Origin of the sequence: Microvirga aerophila (assembly GCF_003332305.1) — a bacterium.
Classification (GTDB): Bacteria; Pseudomonadota; Alphaproteobacteria; order Rhizobiales; family Beijerinckiaceae; genus Microvirga; species Microvirga aerophila.
This window is the reverse complement of sequence record NZ_QOIO01000051.1, coordinates 1-18,958: the sequence shown is the minus strand read 5'-3', so window position 1 is coordinate 18,958 and position 18,958 is coordinate 1. Positions and strand designations below refer to the sequence as shown.

22 protein-coding genes and 1 pseudogene are annotated in these 18,958 nt (G+C 59.5%); 8 read left to right on the top strand and 15 right to left on the bottom strand.

The features are described from left to right. Nucleotides 1–3: 3 nt before the first annotated feature. A complete protein-coding gene (locus DRB19_RS22605; protein ID WP_114188289.1) occupies nt 4–2,457 on the bottom strand; it encodes a glycosyltransferase family protein in 2,454 nt (817 codons plus the stop codon). A gap of 315 nt (nt 2,458–2,772) precedes the next feature. Here DRB19_RS22605 and DRB19_RS22595 point away from each other — a divergent pair, with 315 nt between their 5' ends. Together DRB19_RS22595 and DRB19_RS22590 are read left to right on the top strand one after the other, a co-directional pair. Further along, nucleotides 2,773–3,336 carry a nitroreductase family protein gene (locus tag DRB19_RS22595; protein ID WP_114188287.1) on the top strand — a complete coding sequence of 188 codons (564 nt, stop codon included), beginning with the start codon at nt 2,773–2,775 and terminating at the stop codon, nt 3,334–3,336. A gap of 8 nt (nt 3,337–3,344) precedes the next feature. Then, on the top strand, nt 3,345–3,953 hold the full coding sequence (locus tag DRB19_RS22590; RefSeq protein WP_114188286.1) for a flavin reductase family protein: 609 nt from the start codon (nt 3,345–3,347) through the stop codon (nt 3,951–3,953). A gap of 12 nt (nt 3,954–3,965) precedes the next feature. On the opposite strand, the gene DRB19_RS22585 is transcribed toward DRB19_RS22590, so the two are convergent. From DRB19_RS22585 to DRB19_RS22575, 3 genes are read right to left on the bottom strand one after another with little or no spacing between them, the layout of a single operon-like run. Then, entirely contained in the window at nt 3,966–4,838 is an 873-nt protein-coding gene (locus DRB19_RS22585; RefSeq protein WP_114188285.1) for an HpcH/HpaI aldolase/citrate lyase family protein, read from the bottom strand. Continuing rightward, the gene (locus tag DRB19_RS22580; protein ID WP_114188284.1) at nt 4,838–5,320 is read right to left on the bottom strand and encodes a MaoC family dehydratase; all 483 of its coding nucleotides are present in this window, start codon (nt 5,318–5,320) and stop codon (nt 4,838–4,840) included. Before DRB19_RS22580 ends, DRB19_RS22585 begins: the two co-directional genes overlap by 1 nt. 39 nt (nt 5,321–5,359) lie before the next feature. After that, nucleotides 5,360–6,130: an NAD kinase gene (locus DRB19_RS22575; RefSeq protein ID WP_114188283.1), complete on the bottom strand. Its 771-nt coding sequence runs from the start codon at nt 6,128–6,130 to the stop codon at nt 5,360–5,362. Between the two features lie 50 nt (nt 6,131–6,180). Between DRB19_RS22575 and cutA the strand changes: the two genes are divergently transcribed. Beyond that, entirely contained in the window at nt 6,181–6,504 is a 324-nt protein-coding gene (gene cutA, locus DRB19_RS22570) for a divalent-cation tolerance protein CutA (RefSeq protein WP_114188282.1), read from the top strand. A gap of 15 nt (nt 6,505–6,519) precedes the next feature. Here the strand turns inward: cutA and DRB19_RS22565 are convergent, their stop codons facing one another. Beyond that, nucleotides 6,520–7,503 (bottom strand): MBL fold metallo-hydrolase, encoded by a 984-nt coding sequence (locus tag DRB19_RS22565; RefSeq protein WP_114188281.1) that lies wholly within the window; start codon nt 7,501–7,503, stop codon nt 6,520–6,522. Between the two features lie 99 nt (nt 7,504–7,602). After that, the gene (locus DRB19_RS22560) at nt 7,603–8,409 is read right to left on the bottom strand and encodes a TrmH family RNA methyltransferase (RefSeq protein ID WP_114188280.1); all 807 of its coding nucleotides are present in this window, start codon (nt 8,407–8,409) and stop codon (nt 7,603–7,605) included. 168 nt (nt 8,410–8,577) lie between these two features. On the opposite strand from DRB19_RS22560, the gene DRB19_RS30135 reads away from it, so the two are divergent. Then, nucleotides 8,578–8,739: a hypothetical protein gene (locus DRB19_RS30135; protein ID WP_162815807.1), complete on the top strand. Its 162-nt coding sequence runs from the start codon at nt 8,578–8,580 to the stop codon at nt 8,737–8,739. 123 nt (nt 8,740–8,862) lie between these two features. Continuing rightward, complete coding sequence (locus tag DRB19_RS22555) at nt 8,863–9,123, top strand: hypothetical protein (RefSeq protein ID WP_114188279.1); 261 nt, start codon at nt 8,863–8,865, stop codon at nt 9,121–9,123. Between the two features lie 70 nt (nt 9,124–9,193). Here DRB19_RS22555 and DRB19_RS22550 read toward each other — a convergent pair whose 3' ends face one another. Further along, nucleotides 9,194–9,604, bottom strand: a complete 411-nt coding sequence (locus tag DRB19_RS22550) for a hypothetical protein (RefSeq protein ID WP_114188278.1) — start codon at nt 9,602–9,604, stop codon at nt 9,194–9,196. A 275-nt stretch (nt 9,605–9,879) separates the two neighbouring features. Between DRB19_RS22550 and DRB19_RS22545 the strand changes: the two genes are divergently transcribed. Beyond that, the gene (locus DRB19_RS22545) at nt 9,880–10,173 is read left to right on the top strand and encodes a hypothetical protein (protein WP_114188277.1); all 294 of its coding nucleotides are present in this window, start codon (nt 9,880–9,882) and stop codon (nt 10,171–10,173) included. Here DRB19_RS22545 and DRB19_RS22540 read toward each other — a convergent pair. From DRB19_RS22540 to DRB19_RS22530, 3 genes are all read right to left on the bottom strand, one after another. After that, nucleotides 10,170–10,400 (bottom strand): hypothetical protein, encoded by a 231-nt coding sequence (locus DRB19_RS22540; RefSeq protein WP_114188276.1) that lies wholly within the window; start codon nt 10,398–10,400, stop codon nt 10,170–10,172. The two genes, DRB19_RS22545 and DRB19_RS22540, sit on opposite strands and share 4 nt — an antisense overlap. A 168-nt stretch (nt 10,401–10,568) precedes the next feature. Then, nucleotides 10,569–11,330, bottom strand: coding sequence for a calcium-binding protein (locus tag DRB19_RS31570; protein WP_114188275.1), 762 nt, complete (start codon nt 11,328–11,330; stop codon nt 10,569–10,571). Between the two features lie 242 nt (nt 11,331–11,572). Continuing rightward, nucleotides 11,573–11,875 (bottom strand): hypothetical protein, encoded by a 303-nt coding sequence (locus tag DRB19_RS22530; RefSeq protein ID WP_114188274.1) that lies wholly within the window; start codon nt 11,873–11,875, stop codon nt 11,573–11,575. A 194-nt stretch (nt 11,876–12,069) separates the two neighbouring features. Between DRB19_RS22530 and DRB19_RS22525 the strand changes: the two genes are divergently transcribed. Continuing rightward, entirely contained in the window at nt 12,070–12,342 is a 273-nt protein-coding gene (locus DRB19_RS22525; RefSeq protein ID WP_114188273.1) for a DUF4242 domain-containing protein, read from the top strand. Nucleotides 12,343–12,692: 350 nt separating this feature from the next. Next, a pseudogene (locus tag DRB19_RS22520) lies at nt 12,693–12,863 on the top strand (tyrosine-type recombinase/integrase); the annotation flags it as partial. 266 nt (nt 12,864–13,129) lie between these two features. Here DRB19_RS22520 and DRB19_RS30130 read toward each other — a convergent pair. From DRB19_RS30130 to DRB19_RS22495, 5 genes are all read right to left on the bottom strand, one after another. Further along, complete coding sequence (locus tag DRB19_RS30130; protein ID WP_162815806.1) at nt 13,130–13,519, bottom strand: hypothetical protein; 390 nt, start codon at nt 13,517–13,519, stop codon at nt 13,130–13,132. Nucleotides 13,520–13,877: 358 nt separating this feature from the next. Then, the gene (locus tag DRB19_RS22510) at nt 13,878–14,843 is read right to left on the bottom strand and encodes a phospholipase D family protein (protein WP_114188271.1); all 966 of its coding nucleotides are present in this window, start codon (nt 14,841–14,843) and stop codon (nt 13,878–13,880) included. A gap of 576 nt (nt 14,844–15,419) precedes the next feature. Further along, nucleotides 15,420–16,061, bottom strand: a complete 642-nt coding sequence (locus DRB19_RS22505; protein WP_147021921.1) for a hypothetical protein — start codon at nt 16,059–16,061, stop codon at nt 15,420–15,422. Nucleotides 16,062–16,239: 178 nt separating this feature from the next. Next, entirely contained in the window at nt 16,240–16,638 is a 399-nt protein-coding gene (locus DRB19_RS30125; RefSeq protein ID WP_147021920.1) for a hypothetical protein, read from the bottom strand. Between the two features lie 116 nt (nt 16,639–16,754). After that, nucleotides 16,755–18,101, bottom strand: a complete 1,347-nt coding sequence (locus DRB19_RS22495) for a hypothetical protein (RefSeq protein ID WP_114188268.1) — start codon at nt 18,099–18,101, stop codon at nt 16,755–16,757. Nucleotides 18,102–18,958 lie beyond the last annotated feature (857 nt).

Below are 18,958 nucleotides of genomic sequence, written 5' to 3'. Positions count from 1 at the left end.
CCATCAGCGGATCGAGGCGGCGGCTGTCGCCGTCCTCATCAGCTCTTCCTCGCTGTTGACGATATCGGACGCCGCCGCAAGGAGATTCTCGACCGAGAGGGGGCGGAACCGGAACTCGACCCGGTGCCGTCCTGCCGGAACCTCGACCCCTCGGAACAGCAGATTGGTGCGCAGGACGGGCTTGCGCTCGCCGTCGACCGACACCTCCCAACCCGGATAGAAGATGTCGTGGAGCACGAGGACGCCCATTTCGGTGCTGTCGACGTCGATGACGACCGAGTTGCGCCCGTAGCTGACGATGCTCGCCTTGCCCTTGGCTGTGTCGGGGCTGTTGCCCATCTGGCTCGACGCGTACCGGCCCTTGAGCAGACGCATGCTGCTGTCGTCCACCAAAGCTTCCGTGCGACGGTTGAAATCCGGCAGTTCCTCCTGGTCGAGAACCGCCTCCGAATCGACAGGAGTAACCTGGTGAGCCAGGTAGGCGCGTGGGCTCTCCGTGTTCAGGCGGTAGATCCACATCTGGCCTGTCCCATAGACCACCTCCGCCCCGTTGAGGCGCGGGAAGTGGCGCGGCAGCTTTTCGATCGGGCGGTCGAGCACGAGATATTCCAGCCCGAGTAGGCTCGCGAGCCGGCACTTGTAGCCGCGGAACATGGCCGGGAACTGGCGCAGGTTCGGATCCTCCGCGTTCTCGCCGGGGCCGACCGCGCGCTCGTAGTCGGCCAGCCGGAGCGGGTTGTATCCGATGATGTCCTCGAGCTCGAGAACCATGGAGGCGTTCTGCCACGGTCCGTCGAGGCCCAGGATCTCAACCCGGGGATATTCGCCCTGGCCGTGCCGCTCGGCCAGTTCCCGCTTCAGGATCTGCAGGCCCTGGAGCTGCTCAGGAGGAAGCTGTCGAAACACGGCATAGCGCTCAGCCGGCTCGGCATTCATCGGGGAGGCCGCATGCCTTGCGATCAGTTCGCCGCCTGTCAGGGCGATCAACGCGAAGGCTGCGGCTTCACGCCAGCGTTGCTGGCTGCCGAAGCGCACCAGCAACCCCATGGCGAGGGCTGCGGCCGTGAGGCCAAGGCCCACTTCGCGCATGGCGAGCGGCACCTGCTTGCCCTGAACGGCGAACCCCATGGCGCTTGCGATCGCCGCGACCACAAGTGCGAAAGCAATCATGGGCAGGACGATCCTGAGGCGGCTGAGCGCGGCGGTGCTCCAGCTCGGATGCCCTTCTGTCACATAGCGATGGACCAGGTAGCCTGCCGAGAACGCAAGGGCGATGTTGACCAGGAAGGTAGCATCGGCCGGGCGACGATAGAGGTTTACGCCCGGCATGTAGTCGAAGATGACCTCGAAGCCAGGAGTATAGCGCCCCAATGCGTAGAGCAGGGCGGCGATTCCCATGATGAGGAAGAACCGGAATTCGCGGGCGAAAAGTCGTCCGCCCGCAATCCCGTGCCAGACGATGAAGAGCGCCGGGATGGTTCCGATGAAGAGATAGTTAGTGGCCCGGTCCGTCCAGGTGCCCTCGGCCAGGCTATGCCAGTCAGGGCCCCAGTAATCGTAGGTCCAGCGCAGGGACCCGAAGACATTGCCGAACAGGATCGTCGCCAGGCTCTCGGGGGGCAGGGAGCCCATGGCGGCGACGCCGAAACCGAAGGAGGGCCGGGTCGAGGTCGCCAGGAACTGCATGGTCAGAATGACGGGTACGGCCAGCAGCCCGCCGCCGATGACCGCCATGGTGGTCAGGAGCCCGAGACGGGACTTGAAATAAGCCAGGGGCTGCGCGGACGCGACGATCCGATGGACGGCGACGCCGATCAGCGTCAGGGCGCACAGGAACGCCACCTGATCCCGGCCGATGGTCATGACGGCGGCCACGACCGCGAACATCGCGCCGAACCTGTAGGAGCGTCGGTCGAGCGCCTTCTCGAGGAGCCAGAGGGCCAGGGGGAAGAAGCCGTAGCTCAGGATGATGCCGGTATGTTGAAGCCTGGCCGTGGCGGCGCCTCCCAGCATGAACACGATAGCGGCCACCACCGCGCCCGCCGGATGCCATCCGCGGCGGCGGAAGAGGGGCACCATGGCAAGAGCGCCGGGCAGGAAGTGCGCGAGGACCACCAGGTCGAAGAGCTGCATGGACGGCTCTGGGACGAGCCAGCCGAACAGCAGCATGGAAGGGGTGAACAGCAGGGATTGCGGATCAGCCGCTGAGGGGTGCCCGCCGAAATGGTAGGGATTCCAAAGGGGAAGTTCCCCGTGGGCCAGGGCCGCGCTGAGGTACCGGAGCGTGGGGTAGAACTGGTTCTTCGAATCCCACGGAACGACGGAGCCGGTCAGGGGCCAGACGGCCGCAGCGGCGGCCCAGACGGCGAGGATTAGGCCGAAGGCCAGGATGGTTTGCCGCGTGGACCACAGGCCGGGCTCAAGCTGCCCATCTGGTTCGAGATAGGATGTACGCATTGTTTTGAAAGCGACGCTTCGCCAACTTATGGTCGTGACCCAACCCACCGGGCAAGCCGGGCTGCACTGCCGCAAGGGCATCTATGCCGCCGATCGCTCGCCAAAGGCTGGAAACCCGCTTGGCCTCTTGCCGCACTCCCCCTATACATCCGCTGCCGGTTGTTATGCGCAGCGGCCCCAATCTTTGGGACGCTCGCGCTTCAAGCGCATCAAGACGGCGAGAGCATGGCAAGTTTTTCGGCTTTTCATGCACCCGGACGTTCCGTCTGCGTCCATCTCCACTCTTCCACATTATCCAAGCCGGATGAAGAGCCCATGAATGATAGCCTTTCCCGCCTCCAGCAGCGGCGCTCGGTCCCGGCCCGCTGGCTCGGGGAGCCTGGTCCCGGCGAGCAGGACATCGAGACCCTTCTGACCGTTGCGGCCCGGGTGCCGGACCATGGCAAGCTCGTGCCCTGGCGCTTTATCCTCATTCAGGGAGACTCCCGCCACCGGCTCGGCGAGATCCTGGCGACGGCTTTCCAGGCGGACAATCCCGATGCGACCCCCGAGCAGGTTGCAACCGAGCGGGGGCGGTTCGCTCAGGCGCCCCTGGTGGTCGCTGTCGTGTCGCGGGTCGTGCCTCATGTGAAGATCCCGGACTGGGAGCAGGTTCTGTCGGCGGGCGCCGTGTGCATGAACCTGCTGAACGCCGCGACGGCGCTTGGCTTTGGGGCTTCATGGCTGACCGGATGGGCGGCCTTCGACCGGCGGGTGCTGGACGCGCTTGGCCTCTCGGCGGAGGAGCGGATCGCCGGCTTCATCCATATCGGCACGGCCAAGGAGCAGCAGGCCGACCGGCCCCGGCCCAACCTCGCCGACATCGTGACCCGTTTTTAGGCATAGCCATGTTCTACGAGACCGCCGCCAACGATCATGGCCTGCCGCACGATCCCTTCAAGGCGATCGTGACACCCCGGCCCATTGGCTGGATCACCAGCATGAGCGCCAAGGGGGAGATCAATCTTTCGCCGTACTCCTTCTTCAACGCGATCTCGGAGCGCCCGCCCATGGTGGCGTTCTCCTCCGCTGGGCGGAAGGACGCGTTGACCTTCGTAGAGGAGACGGGGGAATTCGTCTGCAACCTGGCCACCTTCGACCTGCGGGACAAGATGAATGCCACGTCGGCGGTTCTGCCCCGGGGTGAGAACGAAATGCTCCATGCGGGGCTCACGCCCGCTCCGTCGCGGCTCGTAAAGCCGCCCCGGGTGGGGGATGCCCTGGCGGCGCTCGAATGCAAGTGGCTCCAGACCGTGCCGCTGACGCCGCTCCAGGGCGGGGAGCCGAGCTATTATCTGGTCATCGGGCAGGTGGTCGGCATCCACATCGACGATCGGTTCATCGTCGATGGCTTGGTGGACACCGCCGCCATGCGTCCCATCGCCCGGTCGGGCTACCGGGACTATTTCGTCGCCACGCCCGAGACGAAGTTTTCCATCACTCGCCCGGGCGGCTAGCGGCTGCGCGTCTCACGGCTTTTGCGCCCGGCTGAGCAGCCTCTCGGCCCGCAGCAGGTGCGGGCGGTCGAGCATCTCGCCGTTCACGCCCACGACGCCGGCTCCCGGATTGGCCTTGAACGCGTCGATGGCCGCTTGCGCCCTCGCAAGGGCCTCTGTCGAGGGGGTGAAGGCCTCGTTGATCACCGGCACCTGGGCCGGATGGATCGCCATCTTGGCCACGAACCCGTCGCGCAGCGCCTGCCGGCATTCGGCCGCCAATCCGTCCATGTCGCGGAAGTTCGTATAGACCGAATCCACTGCGTCGACCGCTGCGGCGGCGGCTCCCAGGAGGGTGAGCGCGCGGGCGATCCGGTAGGGCTCCGTATAGGCCCCGTGGTCGTCCCTGTTGGTCTCTGCTCCGATGTCGGCCGACAGGTCCTCGCCGCCCCAGGCCAGCCCCATGAGCCGATGGCTCGCCCCCGCGAAGGTGCCGAGCGCAAAGACGCCGAGCGCGTTCTCGGTCGCGATGGCCAGGATGCGGGTGCCCCCATCCGCGAGGCCGAATTCCGCCTCGCGGACCGCGAGCTTCGCGCCCAGATGGGATACGTCGGCGCCGCCAACTGTCTTGGGCAACACGATGCCATCGGGCACAGCCCGCATGACCCCGTCGAGATCCGCATCGATCAGGCCGGTCGTCAAACCGTTGACGCGCACATAAAGACGCGGCCTGTCTGTCTGGTCGCGCGTATCCGACAGGAAGGCGGCCGTGACGCGACGCGCCTCTTCCTTGGCCGCGAGATCGACGGAATCCTCCAGGTCGATGATCAGTGCATCGGCGCCCGAGTTGAGGCCCTTTTCGAGCTTTCGCTGGCTATCGCCTGGGACGAACAGGAGGGAGCGCATCACGAGCCTCGCTTGCGCATGAACGCCTGACGGCGGCACTCGGCCACGAGGGCGCCGTCCTGCTTGTAGGCGCGGTGGATGAAGTCGACGATGCCCGCATCCGGCCGGGACCTGGATTCCCGCTTGGCGACGATCTCGGTGGTGACGTTCACGGTGTCGCCTTCGAACAGGGGAGCCGGGAACTTCACGTCGGTCATGCCGAGATTCGCGATCGTGGTGCCCACCGTCGTGTCGTTGACCGAGATGCCGATCATCAGGCCGAGGGTGAACAGGGAGTTCATGAGCGGCTTGCCCCATTCCGTCTCGGTGGCGCAGAAATGCGCGTCGATGTGGAGCGGCTGCGGATTGAGGGTCATGTTCGAGAACAACATGTTGTCCATCTGCGTCACCGTGCGGGTCAGGCGATGCTTGATGGTCGTGCCGATGGTGAAATCCTCGAAGTAGAGACCGCCGCGGGGGTGTCTGCTGCTCTCATCGTGCATGAGATTGTCCTTGTTGGGCGTGAGTGTCGGGAAAGTGCCTCAGCCGAATTGCTCGCGCAGGATGCGTTCATCCAGGCTGTGGCCGGGATCATGGAGCATCACCAGGTCGACGCTCCTGTCCATGGAGACATGGACCCGGGAGACGTGCCGGAACTCGGTGTGGTCGGCCACGGCGCTGACGGGCCGGTTCTCCGCATCCAGCACCTCGACCTGGATTTTCGCGTAGTCCGGAATCAGCGCGCCGCGCCACCGTCGCGGCCGAAAGGCCGAGATCGGCGTGAGGGCCAGGAGAGGGGCGTTGAGCGGGAGGATGGGCCCGTTCACGGAAAGGTTGTAGGCGGTGGATCCGGCGGGCGTTGCCGCGAGGATGCCGTCAGCGATCAGCTCCTTCAGCCGCACCTGTGTGTCGATGCTCACCCGAAGCTTCGCGGCCTGATAGGTCTGCCGCAGCATGGACACTTCATTGATGGCGCGCGCCGTATGGGCCACGCCCTTCACGTCCCAGGCCACCATGAGCAACGGGTGGGCGACGCTCCGCTCGGCGGTCTCGAGGCGCTCGAAAAGGTCGTCTTCCTTGAAATCGTTCATCAGGAAGCCGACCGTGCCCTTGTTCATGCCGTAGATCGGCTTCGATCCGCTCATGAAGCGGTGAAGGGTCTGCAGCATCAGGCCGTCGCCACCCAGCGCCACGATCACGTCGGCATCTTCCGGCTCGACGCTCCTGTAGCGGTTTACCAGAGCTTGTCTGGCGCTCTGCGCGTCCGGTGTGGAACTCGCCACGAATGCGACATTGTTGAAACGACGGGCCATGCCCAGTTACCCTCGCTACGCCCGAAACAGATGCGGACCAAAGGCATAGCATGGAGAGCCCACTTCTCGTCTATACGACCTTTCCCGATGTCGACACCGCTTTGTCGATCGGGGAAGAGCTTGTCCGGGACAAGTTGATCGCGTGCATCAACGTCCTGCCGGGCATGAGATCGATCTATGCCTGGCAGGGGACCATCGAGCGGGCGGAGGAGGCGGTTGCCATCCTCAAGACCCGCAAGGGTCTCGAGGAGAAGGTGCGGCAGGTCCTGAAAGTCCGGCACCCCTACGACACCCCGGTCATCGTCTTCATCGAGCCGGCCGGGGCGGACCAGGGCACCCTGGACTGGATCATGGCGGAGACGGACGGCGGTTAAGCCGCCCGCGCCGACTCAGATCGCCGGATTCCACTGGATCGGCACGAACCGGAAGCCGTTTCCGTCCTTGGCGATGTGGCCGGTCGCCGGGAAGGGGGCGTGGTAGAAGGCCACCTGCGCCCGCTCGGCCGCCGCCATGTCGAGCATCTTACGGCGGGTGGCTCGCGCCTGGTCGGCATCCATGTCGAACACGGCGGACCAATCGGGGTTGCGGACGAACAACGCCGGGTGATTCGTGATGTCCGACATGACCATCAGCTTGCCCGCGCCCGAGGACAGCAGGAAAGCCGTGTGGCCGGGCGTATGGCCGGGAGCGGCGACGCTCGTGAGGCCGGTTATGACCTCCTTCCCGGCATCGTATCGCTTCACATCCTTGGCGATCGGCCCGAAGACCCGGCGCGCACCCTGGAACGCGGCCTTCATGCCCTCCGGGGCTTGGTTCATGCGGGCATCGTCCATCCAGAAATCCCATTCGGCGGCCGGCACCATGACCTCGGCCTTCGAGAAAACCGCCGTCCCGTCCTTCAGACGTAGGCCGTTGATGTGGTCGCCGTGAAAATGGCTGATAACCACCGTGTCCACGCGGGCCGGGTCAAAGCCCGCGGCGCGGAAATTTCTCATCCAGTGGCCGGAGGTGGGCGCGCCCATGTCGCCGTTGCCCGTATCGATCAGGGTCAGGCGTCCGTTGTTCTGAAGAACCAGGGTCGTGAAGGTTATCGGCAGGACGTCGTTGGGGAGAAAGGCCTCCTGAGCGGCCTGCTGGACCTGCGCCAATTCCGCGTTGCGGACAAATCCTTCGAGAGGGCGGCGCGCGAAGCCGTCATGGATGGCCGTGACCTCGATATCGCCAACCTTGTAGCGGTAGAAGCCAGGAGCCTGCTGGGACGATGCGCCCTGAGCGGCGGGTGCGGCGGCGGGGGTTTGAGCCAAGACTTGGCTTCCCGTGGGGGCTGCGGCCAAAGCGGTTCCGGCAAGGATGGCGCGGCGTGTCAAAGTCATTGATGGTCTCCGGTCAAGAATGCCAGGAGGCTAGAACGCCACTGCTTGGAAGCAAGGGCCGGCCGTTTCACAAGTCAGCGATTTGTGCCTAACCTAAGACTAATTTTCCATGCCGGTGCCGGCCAGATGATGCAGGGCGATGCCGCTGGTGGTCGCCACGTTGAGGGAGTCGAAGCCGCCGCTCATGGGAATGGAGACCGTCCTGGTCCGTTCGAGAAGGGCGGGCGGCAGGCCAGGCCCCTCGGCCCCGAGGAGCAGCGCGGCCCTTGGGGAGCGCGGGATTCGGGAAAGGATTTCCCGTCCCGATGGCGTGAGCGCAATCACGTCGAACCCGGCATTTTCGAGGGCGCCGACCATGGCGTCCGGTGAGGGGGCGCGGGTGAATGGGACGACGAGCGCACCGCCGACCGAAACGCGGATGGCCTTGCGGTAGAGCGGGTCGCAGGTCTGCGGGTCGAGGAGCACCGCCTGTGCGCCGAAAGCAGCTGCGTTACGGAAGATGCCACCCACGTTGTCGTGATTGGCAAGGCCCACGAGCCCTACCACAAGGGCCCTTTCAGGCAGTCCCGTAAGTAGCTCCTCCACGGCAGGCAGAGGGGCGCGGCGCGCAATGGCCAGAACGCCGCGATGAATCGGAAAGCCCACGATCGCATCCATCACCTGACGGCTCGCCGCATAAACGGGCACTGCCTCAGACAGGCCGTCCGTCACATCACGCAGGCCCTCGATCCTGCCCTCGGACAGAAGCAGGGACTCCACACTGAAACGGGACTGTCTCAGAAGCACCCGAAGCACGACTTCTCCCTCGGCCACGAACCGCTTCTCCCGGCCGGCAAGGTCCCGCTCGCGCACGGCGCGGTAAGCCTCGATGCGAGGATCGTCAGGATTGGTGATCGGGATCGGCATGTTTCGTTCTTCGGGCCTTCCGGGTGGGCTTGCGGCAGGGCGTGAGGGGTGAGCGGTCCCGTTGCCTTTGACCGCATCCTTAACGGGGAACAACCACTTTGTATGCCGGTTAGGCTTACAGATCAGGTTCGGCGTTGCGCCACGCGCAGCTCTGTGAGGAGAAACAAGATGGACGGCTTATTATGGGCTCTGGTGATTATCGGCGGGCCCGTGCTGCTCGGGCTCGTGATGTTCCTCGTGAGTGGCCGCCGCCGCAGGCTCACATCCGGCGAAAAGGCCGTGTCCGACCAAGTCGCTCGCGAGAACTGGGGCAAGGAAGAAATTCGCTAAAGCTTGCATGGATGCGGATTCCGCATGCCACAGCGTCTCTGTTTATCGCCCCGTCGATATGACATAACACCTTCCGGACTTTAGCCGCATTGGTGCGGTCATTTATTTTTGCTGGGAATCCTGATGTTTTTGCCCTGGATCAAATTGGCTACCGATACGTCTCTCCTGGCCATGGAGTCGCAATCCGTGATCATGACGCGGCTCACGCAGATCGCCATGGGGCAGGGATCCCCCGCGGAAGCCATGCTGATGGTGACCGAGAAAGTCAGCGCGTTTGGCGAAGCTGCTGCGACCATCGCCATGGGCGGATCAGCCCATAAGGTGGTGAGAGGCTACCGCCGGCACGTCAAGGCGAACGTCAGGCGCCTGAAGCGCAAGCCGTAAGGCCGCTACGTCAAACTCATTCGGTATGCAGGCAAGCCGAAATGGGTCCCGCCTGCATCGCCGCGATGCCTTATTCGGCAGGCGTCATCGCCACTGCGGGTGAGATGCGATCAGCCGCTGCCGGACGGAAGACCAGCAGGGTGAAGAGCAACATTCCGGCAAGCAGGACCAGGGACCCGATGGCTGCGGCCGGCTCGGCTCCGGTATTGCCAAGATGAATGGCTGCAACACCCGCCGTCAGCACGACCGTGCCCAGCGTCCAGACGCCGACCTGGATGACCGCCAGCCGGCTCGAGTCCGTATTCGGGTTGAGCTTGTAGTAAATGCCGAACAGAAACAGCGAAACCCAGCCCAGAAGATTCAGATGTGCGTGGGCGGGCATCAGCGAATGATCGTGCGACGCCGCCATTCCAATGCCCATCGCGATCCCTGTAAGGGCCATAACGGTCGCGATTTTAAAACTGAACGAAGATGCTTTCATGTGGTCTCTCCCCCGACGGTCCGGTGATTTCCCCGATCCCGCGGGGATTCTAGCTTCAAAGAGCGGGAGAAGCCAATATGTAATAACCTGGCAAATGTAAACCGGTAGGTGGTGACGAAACCTTAGTGAGAGCCCGGTTATGTTGGGATAGTGGAAAGCAGGTTCCTGTGAATTCTATCCTGATTGCACCCTAACGTTTGGGCAGTGCGTTGCTCGGCATCTTGCCTCTGGGGCGCATCTGAGTTCAGGTGAGAGAATTCTCCTGGAGATTGCCCATGCGCCGCACTGCACTTGCCGCCGTCCTGACTCTTGGCCTCACGTGTCAGGCGATCGGGCAGACGAGCCCCACCCCATCGGGCGACGCTGCTCCTGTCTCACGCTCGGAAATCCGTGAGCTGATTGAGGCGGCGCAGGCGACCGCAAAGGCATCCCGCGAGAATGTTGATTATTCGCGGGTCGTCCCGGATCTCCTGTACCAGATCCTGGCGAAGCTCGACAAAATTGAGGATAAGCTGGACAAGGTCGAAACGACCCTCAAAGCTGGTCAGACCACGTCCAGGAAACGTTAGCCCTCAGACCCGTTCTGCCGCGGAGGCGTCGGGGGAGGCATCCAGTGCGTAGCGTCGTCCACGTCGATGTAATCGGCCAGATAACTGTCGTAATAGACGAAGGCGCCGTCCGGGTAGTCAGGGCTCTTATGCCAGAAAACGTCGATGTAGCGGACCCCGTTCGCCGTCCAGACATCGACCTTTGATCCGTTTCTCGGCGCGGTTTCCAGGGGCTGCCAGTTACTCATATCCCATCCCGGGTTCGTGCGATCCTGACATTTATCCACGCGCTGGATCAACTCAGGGATGACTTTGAAAGACGTGGCAGGGAGCCGATGCTGCGGCAATCTCGGCCGCGCCGACCCAGGCCCGGACGGGCCTGGAACCGCCGATGTTCCTGACAGGCGACACCCGCATCAGAGATAGAAGTAGCCCTTCGCCACGTTGAGGCTGCCCTTCAGGGCAAGGGAGAAGTCGGCGATGCCGTCGCCATCCACGTCGCCCTCCACCCAGGTATAGCCCGAGACCTTCTCGTAGCGCAGTTCGCCGGCCTTGCCGCTGAACTCCTTGGCTCCGACGAACGAGAAGGCTTGGTTGCCGGACCGCGTGGCATCGGCGTCGATCCTGGCCAAGTCGATCCTGTCCTTCTGCTTCGCCGAGAAGCCATAGATGAAATCGCAGCCGTCGCCATCCAGATTCGAATCGCTGATCGACCTGAAGATGAATCTGTCGGCTCCGGAGCCACCATAGAGAGAGTCGCCGCCAAGGCCGCCCGTGATCCTGTCGTTGCCCGCAAAGCCCTCAAGCCTGTCGTCGCCGCTGCCGCCGGTGATGACGTCGTTTCCCGACAGGGCCGACCGAAACAGCGCATAATCGTCCGAGACCGAATAGGTCCTGGCAGCCTTGACCAGGGACTGGACGGGGATGGACACCCCATCGACGGTTCCGAGTTTCGCGCCACCCTGGAAGTTGGCGTAGCTTGTCACCACCCCACCGGTGGGTGTTCCATCGAGAGCAAAGGTGAAGCCGCGGCCGCGAAACTCGTCGCGATCGCCCGAGCCATAATCAACGGCGTACAGGGACGACGTCGCCGTATAGTCCACGCCGTAATAAAGATGTCCGACGTCCAAAAGCTTGATGTTGAACCCGAACGGGCCCCGCCAGACCAGCTTAGCCATGATATTGCCCCCGAAAATTATTCGTCGAGCTAAAGCATGACCCAACGTAAGGCGCAACTGATCACGCTGCGGGCAACTTGTTCTCTTCTCGTTCGGTTAATCCCAGACCTATGAAGGTCCCCCCATCGCAGACCTTTCAGGCAAAACAGCTGGCCAATCGTCGAAATTGCCAGACAAATGCTTCACCCTGCTTCGTATGGTCGCGCTTGATGGTGGAAGCGCGGGCGACCGAGGGATCTGATCTACTTGATGGCGTCGAAGAGCTGGCCAGAGAACCAGTACAGCAACGTCAGAACGATGATGCCGATGAGCCAAAGCGGGCTGCCGGACGTTTGAGGCGCGGTCGGCGGCGGCGGGACGGCCCTTTGCAGGACAGGTCGCGGCGTCGCGGGCAGCCGCTCCACCAGTTCGACCGCTGCCGCCGCGATGATGTCCCGGGATCCGATCAGGCGAATATGGGCTGGAATGCCTGCCCGAAAGGTCACCTCGCCGGGTTGGATGTCGGTTTCGTAGCTAATCCACCAATATTCGACGCGATCGCTCAAGCGCAATTTCCTCAATGTTCGCCATGGACGAACTGTTGATCAGTCTTTCGAGGCGCAACCCGGGTATCGTAATTCAAAAGCCCTGAGAATACCCGTTTAGAGGCATTGCCAGATTGGCCTCATGAGCAGAGCTTGATCCGGCGAAGCGCTCTGGCTTCATCGATGGAGGCGTCGGCGGTGCCGACGGGACGATCATGCCGCAGTTTGTGATAGAGCGAAATATGCCGGGCGTCGGCAATGCTTCTGTAGACGACCTGAAGGCGGCGTCTCAAACGTCGTGTGGGGTCCTGCGTGACCTCGGGACCGACATCCAGTGGGTTCATAGCTACGTTACGGATGACAAGCTCTACTGCGTCTACCGCGCCAGCAACGAGGAGCTCATTCGCGAGCACGCCAAGCGGGGAGGGTTCCCGGCCGATAGCATCTCGCGCGTCAGGACGATGATCGACCCCACGACTGCCGAGTAACCGCCGCCTCAGGGGTCAGCTCACATAGCCTCAAGCCGCCACGCAGCCCTCATGCTGAGGAGCGAAGAGGGCGTCTCCAGCGAACACTGGATCCTCTTTCGAGACGCAGCCTGAGGCTGCTCCTGAGGATGAGGCTTGAGCTTTAGGGAACCTCTTGGCAGATGGATAAGCGCTTCAATCCCGCCACCCGAAGCGGGAACGAGCTTCCATGTCATGCGGAAGGGGAGTGGTGCCGGTGGAGAGGATCGAATACTCCACTTTGAAGCTAGAAGCCTTACGAAACAAGCATTTACGCTGCGTCTTGATGCTTCATGTGTGAGAGTTATGTGTAGCAAAGTCAAGGCTACGCAAGGTTCCATGACCTACGGCATGAAGCTGCAGCCCGGTTCTTTGAATACGGTCTAACCGTCCCTGAGGTAGCTCTAATCAGCGGACACCGTGATCCACGGATGTTGAGCCGGTATACTCACCTAAGACCGGAAAAGGTCGCTGAGAAGCTGGCTAAAGCAGCTTACGGTTAAGCTTGGAGTAAGGCTTCCTCTCTACGACGGATACTAGAGCGCGAGGCTCCCCCTGGAGCTGATCGCTTTGCCCCCAATTAAACTGCTGTCCTACAGCGTGCCCCGTCCCCGGCGGGGTTTTTCTTTTGCCCAAATAAGTACGCCCAGGCCAAGTAAGTCGGGCGGACTCCCAGCGAGGGCGTCTGTGGTCGTGCGAACCATCTTGCTTCAGTAGTAGCTTCCGGTGACAACACTACTATGCTCCTCACTAGGCTAGGGAACACGGTCTAATGTTTCTCTGGGGAAGCTGTCGGTTGAAGGATGAACCGATTGGTCAGGAAGCCGACGATGCTCACAATCTCTTCCTTTGGTAGCGTGAGTCCAACCGGCCCAAACTTCGGATGATAGAACCCAAAAAGGACTCCTTCGGGTGGAGATGCCCGGATGGTGCACTTGGTGTTGGCAGCAACGCTGATCGGCGGTTCATCGCGCTCGAACGGTGGGATCGGATGCCCCTTGACCATTTGGCTTCTTGCGTTCCCAAGCCTGTCCACGAATTGATCAAGTTCAGCGAGCGTAAGATCGACCGGATGTCCCGGTTGCCCAAGAGGTTTGATCTCTATCGTCGCGGTTTTGCGGTCGTCAGCAACTCGGATTTTAACTCGTGCCCTAGGCATGACCGAGCCTCATATCTAGCTGTCTTAGCTCTAACTTGAGCGCATGGCTTTTTCACGTCCATGCTGCAGGAGGCTGTGACTGTTCTACATGGTCAGGATCAGTGATTGGGCTGTGCGGCTGCCAACCTTTGGCATTCTTGAGTATTGCTCTCCTGGTCGTGTTCTTGCAGCGTCAGACATGCAGCCTTACAAGCAAGGACCCTTGCCTGGGTGAATGCTCCTTCCAGCCCACAAAAGAAAAGAGCCTGAGGGCGGATCACCGTCAGGCTCTAGTTCATCCAGAGGGAACCATGGAGGTCATAAGGCTAACGGCTAAGCCTCAGGCTAGTTCCCTCATTAGTCAGTGGTGTACTTCACCTTAAATGATACCCAATGGCTTCATCGCCTCTCCGAGTGATACGAGACATCCCTCCTCCTCACCCTTGGCCGCCCTACAGATTGTCATTGCACGGTCTGTGATCAGCTGAATGTCTGTCTTGGATAGCTTAAAGATGCTGTCTTCGATTTCGATATAAGGGCGCTTGAACATTAGCTGGGCATTGTCCCCGCTCTTTAGCTTCAGGCGTGGCGGCTTGTCGAAGGTGCGTTCAATCCCGTGAACCCTAGTCTTTCTGACAATTGTGACGTCGATGAACCATGATTCCGGCGGGAAGGGGTCCCAACCTACATATTCTGAGTACTTCTCGGATTTGGCTTCCTTGCCAGCTTTGCCGGCCTCTACTTGGGCCTTGATTTCCTTACGCTGCTCCTTCGGAACATAGGCGCGAGAGATTGCGAAATAGATTGTCTGGTTAACGAAAAAGTTTGGGTTCTTACGCGCTGCCTCAAGCAAGCTATCGCTTGGAGGTGGGACTCCCCGCGCCTGCTTGCGCTTCCAGATAGGGCGGTAGGATTCAACTACGTTCTCGTCAACTGGATCAGCCTCGTCCCAAAGTTCGCCAAACCGCTCGTCCAGTTGGTTCAGCGTCTTCCTATCATCGACAGCTAAGTTGATCTCTCGCCAACCTTCGGTTTCGCCCTCCACCGCTAGGCCATTGAGGGAGGCATTTGACGATCCGACGGCGATCTCAGGGGTCTTGTATAATTTCCCGTGAAGTTTGCCGTGAGTGCGGACCTCGAAATTCTTAATAAGCTTTAGAACCTCGTCAGGATTTGTGCATCCGCTCTGCAGGTTGCAGATGATTTCGCCACCAGCAGTATCCAGCAGTCCGAGGCGTTTTACCGCCCCCTTTCCCCAGAAAGCGACTGCTAAACGGACAGGCATCTCAGAGCTATTTGTGCGCACGAACTTGGCAAGTTCTTTTTCAGAGAGAACCTTGATCAAAGATTGAATCCTCCACCCTCGTATACGAATAGCATAGCTTGGGGTGGAGGAGCCTGACATCAATTCTTTGGAATGCTCTGATTAGAACTTAAGGTTTTGTGGATACTATGGATTAGGCCACCTGCCCGTCCGCTTGAGAGCAGCTTAAAGGCTGTGCCTACTTAAACGGGCTGAGCCCCACGTCTCTCAAGCCCATCCGCCCCTTCATCTCCTCAATTGCAGCTTTCTTACTCCTCTCCATCACACCTGACTCTTCCATGACCAGCCGAAAGAAGGCTTGTTTACGAGCTTGTGTCAGCAGGTGTTGAACAGCCTCGGCTTTTGCACCGGGGTTAGACGGAGTGCCTATGGTCAGACGAAGGTTCGGGTTCGTGCACAGTTGTGTTATTTCGATTATTGAGAGGAGGAGAGTTGCGCCCTCCTACCTCATGTTGAACGGCCCTTAGCTGAGTTCACTCTGGTTTATCGGCATGGGATAACCTTAGTGTTTGGTCCTGTTGTTTGCGCTTGTGATTGGCAGGTTAGAGCATTAGTCACGAGCCTTAGACCAGTTGACCTTCATGCTTTTTGTCGCCGTCACGCCCCGGTAATGGTCTGCCACGGCTTCCAGAACGCCGATGCACTCAGGTAGTTAGTGTCGGAGTTCACGGCAGTAGCTTCGACTTGCGCCCCAGCCCCTGTCGCAAGGTGAGCTAACATGGAGACTACTCTCCCCGAAATGGTATGGATTTCATCAATGAATGGTTCTCGTTTACCTGGATCAGGATCAGAGCGGTGAGCGATGGACTTATTCCGATACTGCTTTATCAAGCCTCGCCTTGGATCGAGGTCCGTTGCAGTCCAGGCTTGCAAGGCAAGCTCTAGGCTTCGTGGGTTACCGACCCTAGCGACGTCATGATAAACAGCTGGATCACCAAGCAGAAACAGTGCGACCCGCGCGTTCCTATCATCAGTTCTTTTCATGAGCCCCAGGGCACTCTCAGAGATGATCAGCGTTCGATCAATCAAGGATATGAGAACTTGACGGGCTGCTCTCGCGGTCAGGGGATCATGGAAGTAAGAGTGAGGGTAGGTGTAAATCAAAGCTCGGCACGCAGACAGGTCAACAGCATCCTTGTAACTCCGCAAGGCAATCTCACGAACAAGTCGCATTCGTTCAGCATGGGGAAAGTCTGTGAAGGCTTCATAAACCCGTCTTTCGGATTTATCAGGAGTCATCACAGCTTCTGTGCCCTCACGATTTGTTAGCCTGTCCACCTGCTCAAATCAGGAATGAGATGATATGCGGCTCTGAACCTATAGATAGGACAAGTCGTTAAAATACCCTACCAAGCACAAGGCGTAGTTCCCTCCCCGTTGCGTTATTCAGCTTCCGAGAGGGACAAGGTTTAGAGCGTTAGTAAGTCCGATTGCCACGGAGGTGAGGTGCAAACAGAGCAGACTGCTTGGGGGCTTTAGCAGGCATGGGCACCTCAAACACATTGTCGACCTTCTGCATTTCATGCCTCACCCTCTGACGAGGCATTTCAGGTGACATAGGACGATAGCGTTTCAGTTTCGGTCCTTCCTCGTCAGTTTCAAGGACGATCCTGCCTGCGGCTTCACCCACGGTAGACCGGATGGCGACGATGGATGAGCCTTCGTGCATCATGGTGATCGGAGTGTCATCGGGTACGCCTTCAGCTTGGAAGACGCGAGCAGAGGTGAAGAACGGTGTTGTGCTCCTGCAAAGCGCTCGTTGACCTACAGACGCAGCAAAGCGTCCTCGGCCCAAGGGTTGAAGGGTGATGTTCATGGATGTTCTCGATTGATTGAGTCTGAAAAAGGAAAAACCGGGATCGACGAGGATCACCGGCTCATGAAAGGTGCTTGTAGTGGGTGAGGCAAAGGGACAGGGTAGCGTTCAGCGGATCAGAGGTAGGCTGGTTCCGCTGGGTGATCGAAGGGCGTCACAGAAAGCCTCTTGATCGTCTTTTCTTTGACGTTGATCCGCTGACCTGTAACCGCATGATAGTGCTTTAGCATCAGGTCACGAGTGAGCAGCTTCTTAGACTCAGGAACCATGATCCCGTCATGCATGGGTATGAACCCAATACCTCGCTCAATCAGGTCCAGCAGTACTGCTATCAGGATGTTGCTCTCCGTTCTCATGAGCCTCAGTCCAAGCGCGGTGTAGGCGTACTGCTTAAACAGCGGAACATGGGTGAAGATAACCTGCTCCATGTCTCGCCATGATAGTGGCGGTCTTGAGCCGTGCTCCTGAGCGATATTCTCAGGATAGTTCTTCATCCGATGATCAGCGTTGAGAATGGCGTAAGCGCATTGCTTGATCACGTCTCTCTGTCGTTCATAGCCTTCGATCAGAAATGGGTCAGGAGCATCAGGGTCAAACTTTGCCCCGTCGTAAACGTGCAGAAGGGCGACGAAGCATGAGCCAAAGTCTAGGTCAGCCAACGGCTCACCATCAATGCTAAGAAGGTGTCTTTCGCTCTTGGACAGGTTCATGGGCCAGTAGCCGTAGAGCCTCCCTCCCTGTTGCCAGTCAGCGTTGTTGAAGATGCGGATGACGTGGTCCTTCAGCAGGTTGACCTGATTTGTCCCTGCATAGGAAGAAGGATGTTCCTTCAAATGTTGATTGATTCGCCTGATCTCTGCACGAAAGGTGCTGATCATGGGCGTATCATCGTATGGCACTTGTTCGCTTGACGTGGCTTTACCATTGTCCTGCTTCCTAGCCCTCAGGTGTATGACCTCTATATCCTTCCGCCATTGAACAAAGTCATGTGCAGGAGAGGTCAACACCGGGCGAAGGCGTTTAAGCAAGTTGTTGGTTGGCCTAACCCTTGTAGCCTCCCTGACGCACCTGTAATCAGTGTGATCGTCACAGGTGACTTTGAACTGACCTGAACCTGTCTCCTGGACGATCAGACCTGATGAGGATGCAGCATCCAACACCTTCGTAACGCTGTCGTATGTCGCCTGTGAGGCTCGATAGCGAGACTTCGGCGGTAAGAATCGCTTGTTCCTCGACACGATCAGCACAGGCCCACCAACCTGCATTGCGGTAACAAAGTTGGTGATGAGCGAGCGGAACACATACTCCGGCCCATGGGGCTTCTTCCGGCTCTCAGGCAGGTGAGCCATGACCAATGGCCACAAGTCGTCACAGAGGCTTTCCAAGTCGCCAGCAGGGTTAAGATCGGCGTTGAAGAACGGGTAGTTGGGTAATGTAATGGTAAACGGGCTCGTTTCCGCCATGTGCGGATTGATCCTTCTCGATTGTGTTGATGGGAGGCCCAGCCGGTGCAGCAGGGCATAAAGCGACATTGCCTGACGAGAACAGCGTATCTCGTGGCCTGTAAAGGGTGAACAAGTTATGTAGAGGTTAGTGAGCGGTCTTGAATAAAGAACCTATTGGAGAAGACGTCGTAGAACATAGGTTACACACTTGTATGATTACGCTCAGATATCATGGATATTTCACTCTCATCATGACATCCGTATTATCACACACTAATTATCGATCTCGTATTTACCCTGTTTCTTAGTCAGTCAATACTCAATCTGCTTGAACAGATTAGCTTCACCGACGGGCTGGTTCGGTTAAAGCCGTTTTTATAACCAGGCCGTAAATGATGGTAGTCAGCAGCCGAGAGCAGTTCAGCATAGATACTTTCTAGTAGTGTCAGTTTTGCTTATAGCTAAGAGTAGAGATGAGCTTATGTATCAATATATGAGCTAAGGTTCAGGAGCATTCTTTCTAGTGGGATCACAAATTGGCCTGCCTCAGCAGAGTGTCGAGCTGGGAAATGCCTAAGCTCAACATTTGGTGAGCCGTTGGCTTGATGTTTGCGCTTCCGCTCAGACACCGACGGCAAGGCATCAGGTGAGGCGATAGCGCCGTCTGTCCAGACCATTGCTCGCGCTGCTTATTCTTTGTGAGTGGTTGCACAATCTCAAAATAGCACCTGGTCTAACAACGATTGAGGATTCAGGCCAACACTGTCTCTGCGAGAATGGTAGGAACTTTGGTTCCCGCAGAACAGGAGGCGGCTATGGGGAGTTGACCTGCCAGACCTGCCTCGTTTGCCTTGATGCTCTTCACCAAGCCGACC

Bases quoted from the DNA above. Each gene is read 5' to 3' on its own strand.
- DRB19_RS22585 (WP_114188285.1), bottom strand. From the start codon at position 4,838: ATGCGCTCCCTCCTGTTCGTCCCAGGCGATAGCCAGCGAAAGCTCGAA.
- DRB19_RS22555 (WP_114188279.1), top strand. From the start codon at position 8,863: ATGTTTTTGCCCTGGATCAAATTGGCTACCGATACGTCTCTCCTGGCC.
- DRB19_RS22550 (WP_114188278.1), bottom strand. From the start codon at position 9,604: ATGAAAGCATCTTCGTTCAGTTTTAAAATCGCGACCGTTATGGCCCTT.
- DRB19_RS22565 (WP_114188281.1), bottom strand. From the start codon at position 7,503: ATGACTTTGACACGCCGCGCCATCCTTGCCGGAACCGCTTTGGCCGCA.
- DRB19_RS22560 (WP_114188280.1), bottom strand. From the start codon at position 8,409: ATGCCGATCCCGATCACCAATCCTGACGATCCTCGCATCGAGGCTTAC.
- DRB19_RS22580 (WP_114188284.1), bottom strand. From the start codon at position 5,320: ATGCACGATGAGAGCAGCAGACACCCCCGCGGCGGTCTCTACTTCGAG.
- DRB19_RS22540 (WP_114188276.1), bottom strand. From the start codon at position 10,400: ATGAGTAACTGGCAGCCCCTGGAAACCGCGCCGAGAAACGGATCAAAG.
- DRB19_RS22505 (WP_147021921.1), bottom strand. From the start codon at position 16,061: ATGACTCCTGATAAATCCGAAAGACGGGTTTATGAAGCCTTCACAGAC.
- DRB19_RS22590 (WP_114188286.1), top strand. From the start codon at position 3,345: ATGTTCTACGAGACCGCCGCCAACGATCATGGCCTGCCGCACGATCCC.
- DRB19_RS22525 (WP_114188273.1), top strand. From the start codon at position 12,070: ATGCCGCAGTTTGTGATAGAGCGAAATATGCCGGGCGTCGGCAATGCT.
- DRB19_RS31570 (WP_114188275.1), bottom strand. From the start codon at position 11,330: ATGGCTAAGCTGGTCTGGCGGGGCCCGTTCGGGTTCAACATCAAGCTT.
- DRB19_RS30130 (WP_162815806.1), bottom strand. From the start codon at position 13,519: ATGCCTAGGGCACGAGTTAAAATCCGAGTTGCTGACGACCGCAAAACC.
- DRB19_RS22545 (WP_114188277.1), top strand. From the start codon at position 9,880: ATGCGCCGCACTGCACTTGCCGCCGTCCTGACTCTTGGCCTCACGTGT.
- DRB19_RS30135 (WP_162815807.1), top strand. From the start codon at position 8,578: ATGGACGGCTTATTATGGGCTCTGGTGATTATCGGCGGGCCCGTGCTG.
- DRB19_RS22605 (WP_114188289.1), bottom strand. From the start codon at position 2,457: ATGCGTACATCCTATCTCGAACCAGATGGGCAGCTTGAGCCCGGCCTG.
- DRB19_RS22495 (WP_114188268.1), bottom strand. From the start codon at position 18,101: ATGGCGGAAACGAGCCCGTTTACCATTACATTACCCAACTACCCGTTC.
- DRB19_RS30125 (WP_147021920.1), bottom strand. From the start codon at position 16,638: ATGAACATCACCCTTCAACCCTTGGGCCGAGGACGCTTTGCTGCGTCT.
- cutA (WP_114188282.1), top strand. From the start codon at position 6,181: ATGGAGAGCCCACTTCTCGTCTATACGACCTTTCCCGATGTCGACACC.
- DRB19_RS22595 (WP_114188287.1), top strand. From the start codon at position 2,773: ATGAATGATAGCCTTTCCCGCCTCCAGCAGCGGCGCTCGGTCCCGGCC.
- DRB19_RS22575 (WP_114188283.1), bottom strand. From the start codon at position 6,130: ATGGCCCGTCGTTTCAACAATGTCGCATTCGTGGCGAGTTCCACACCG.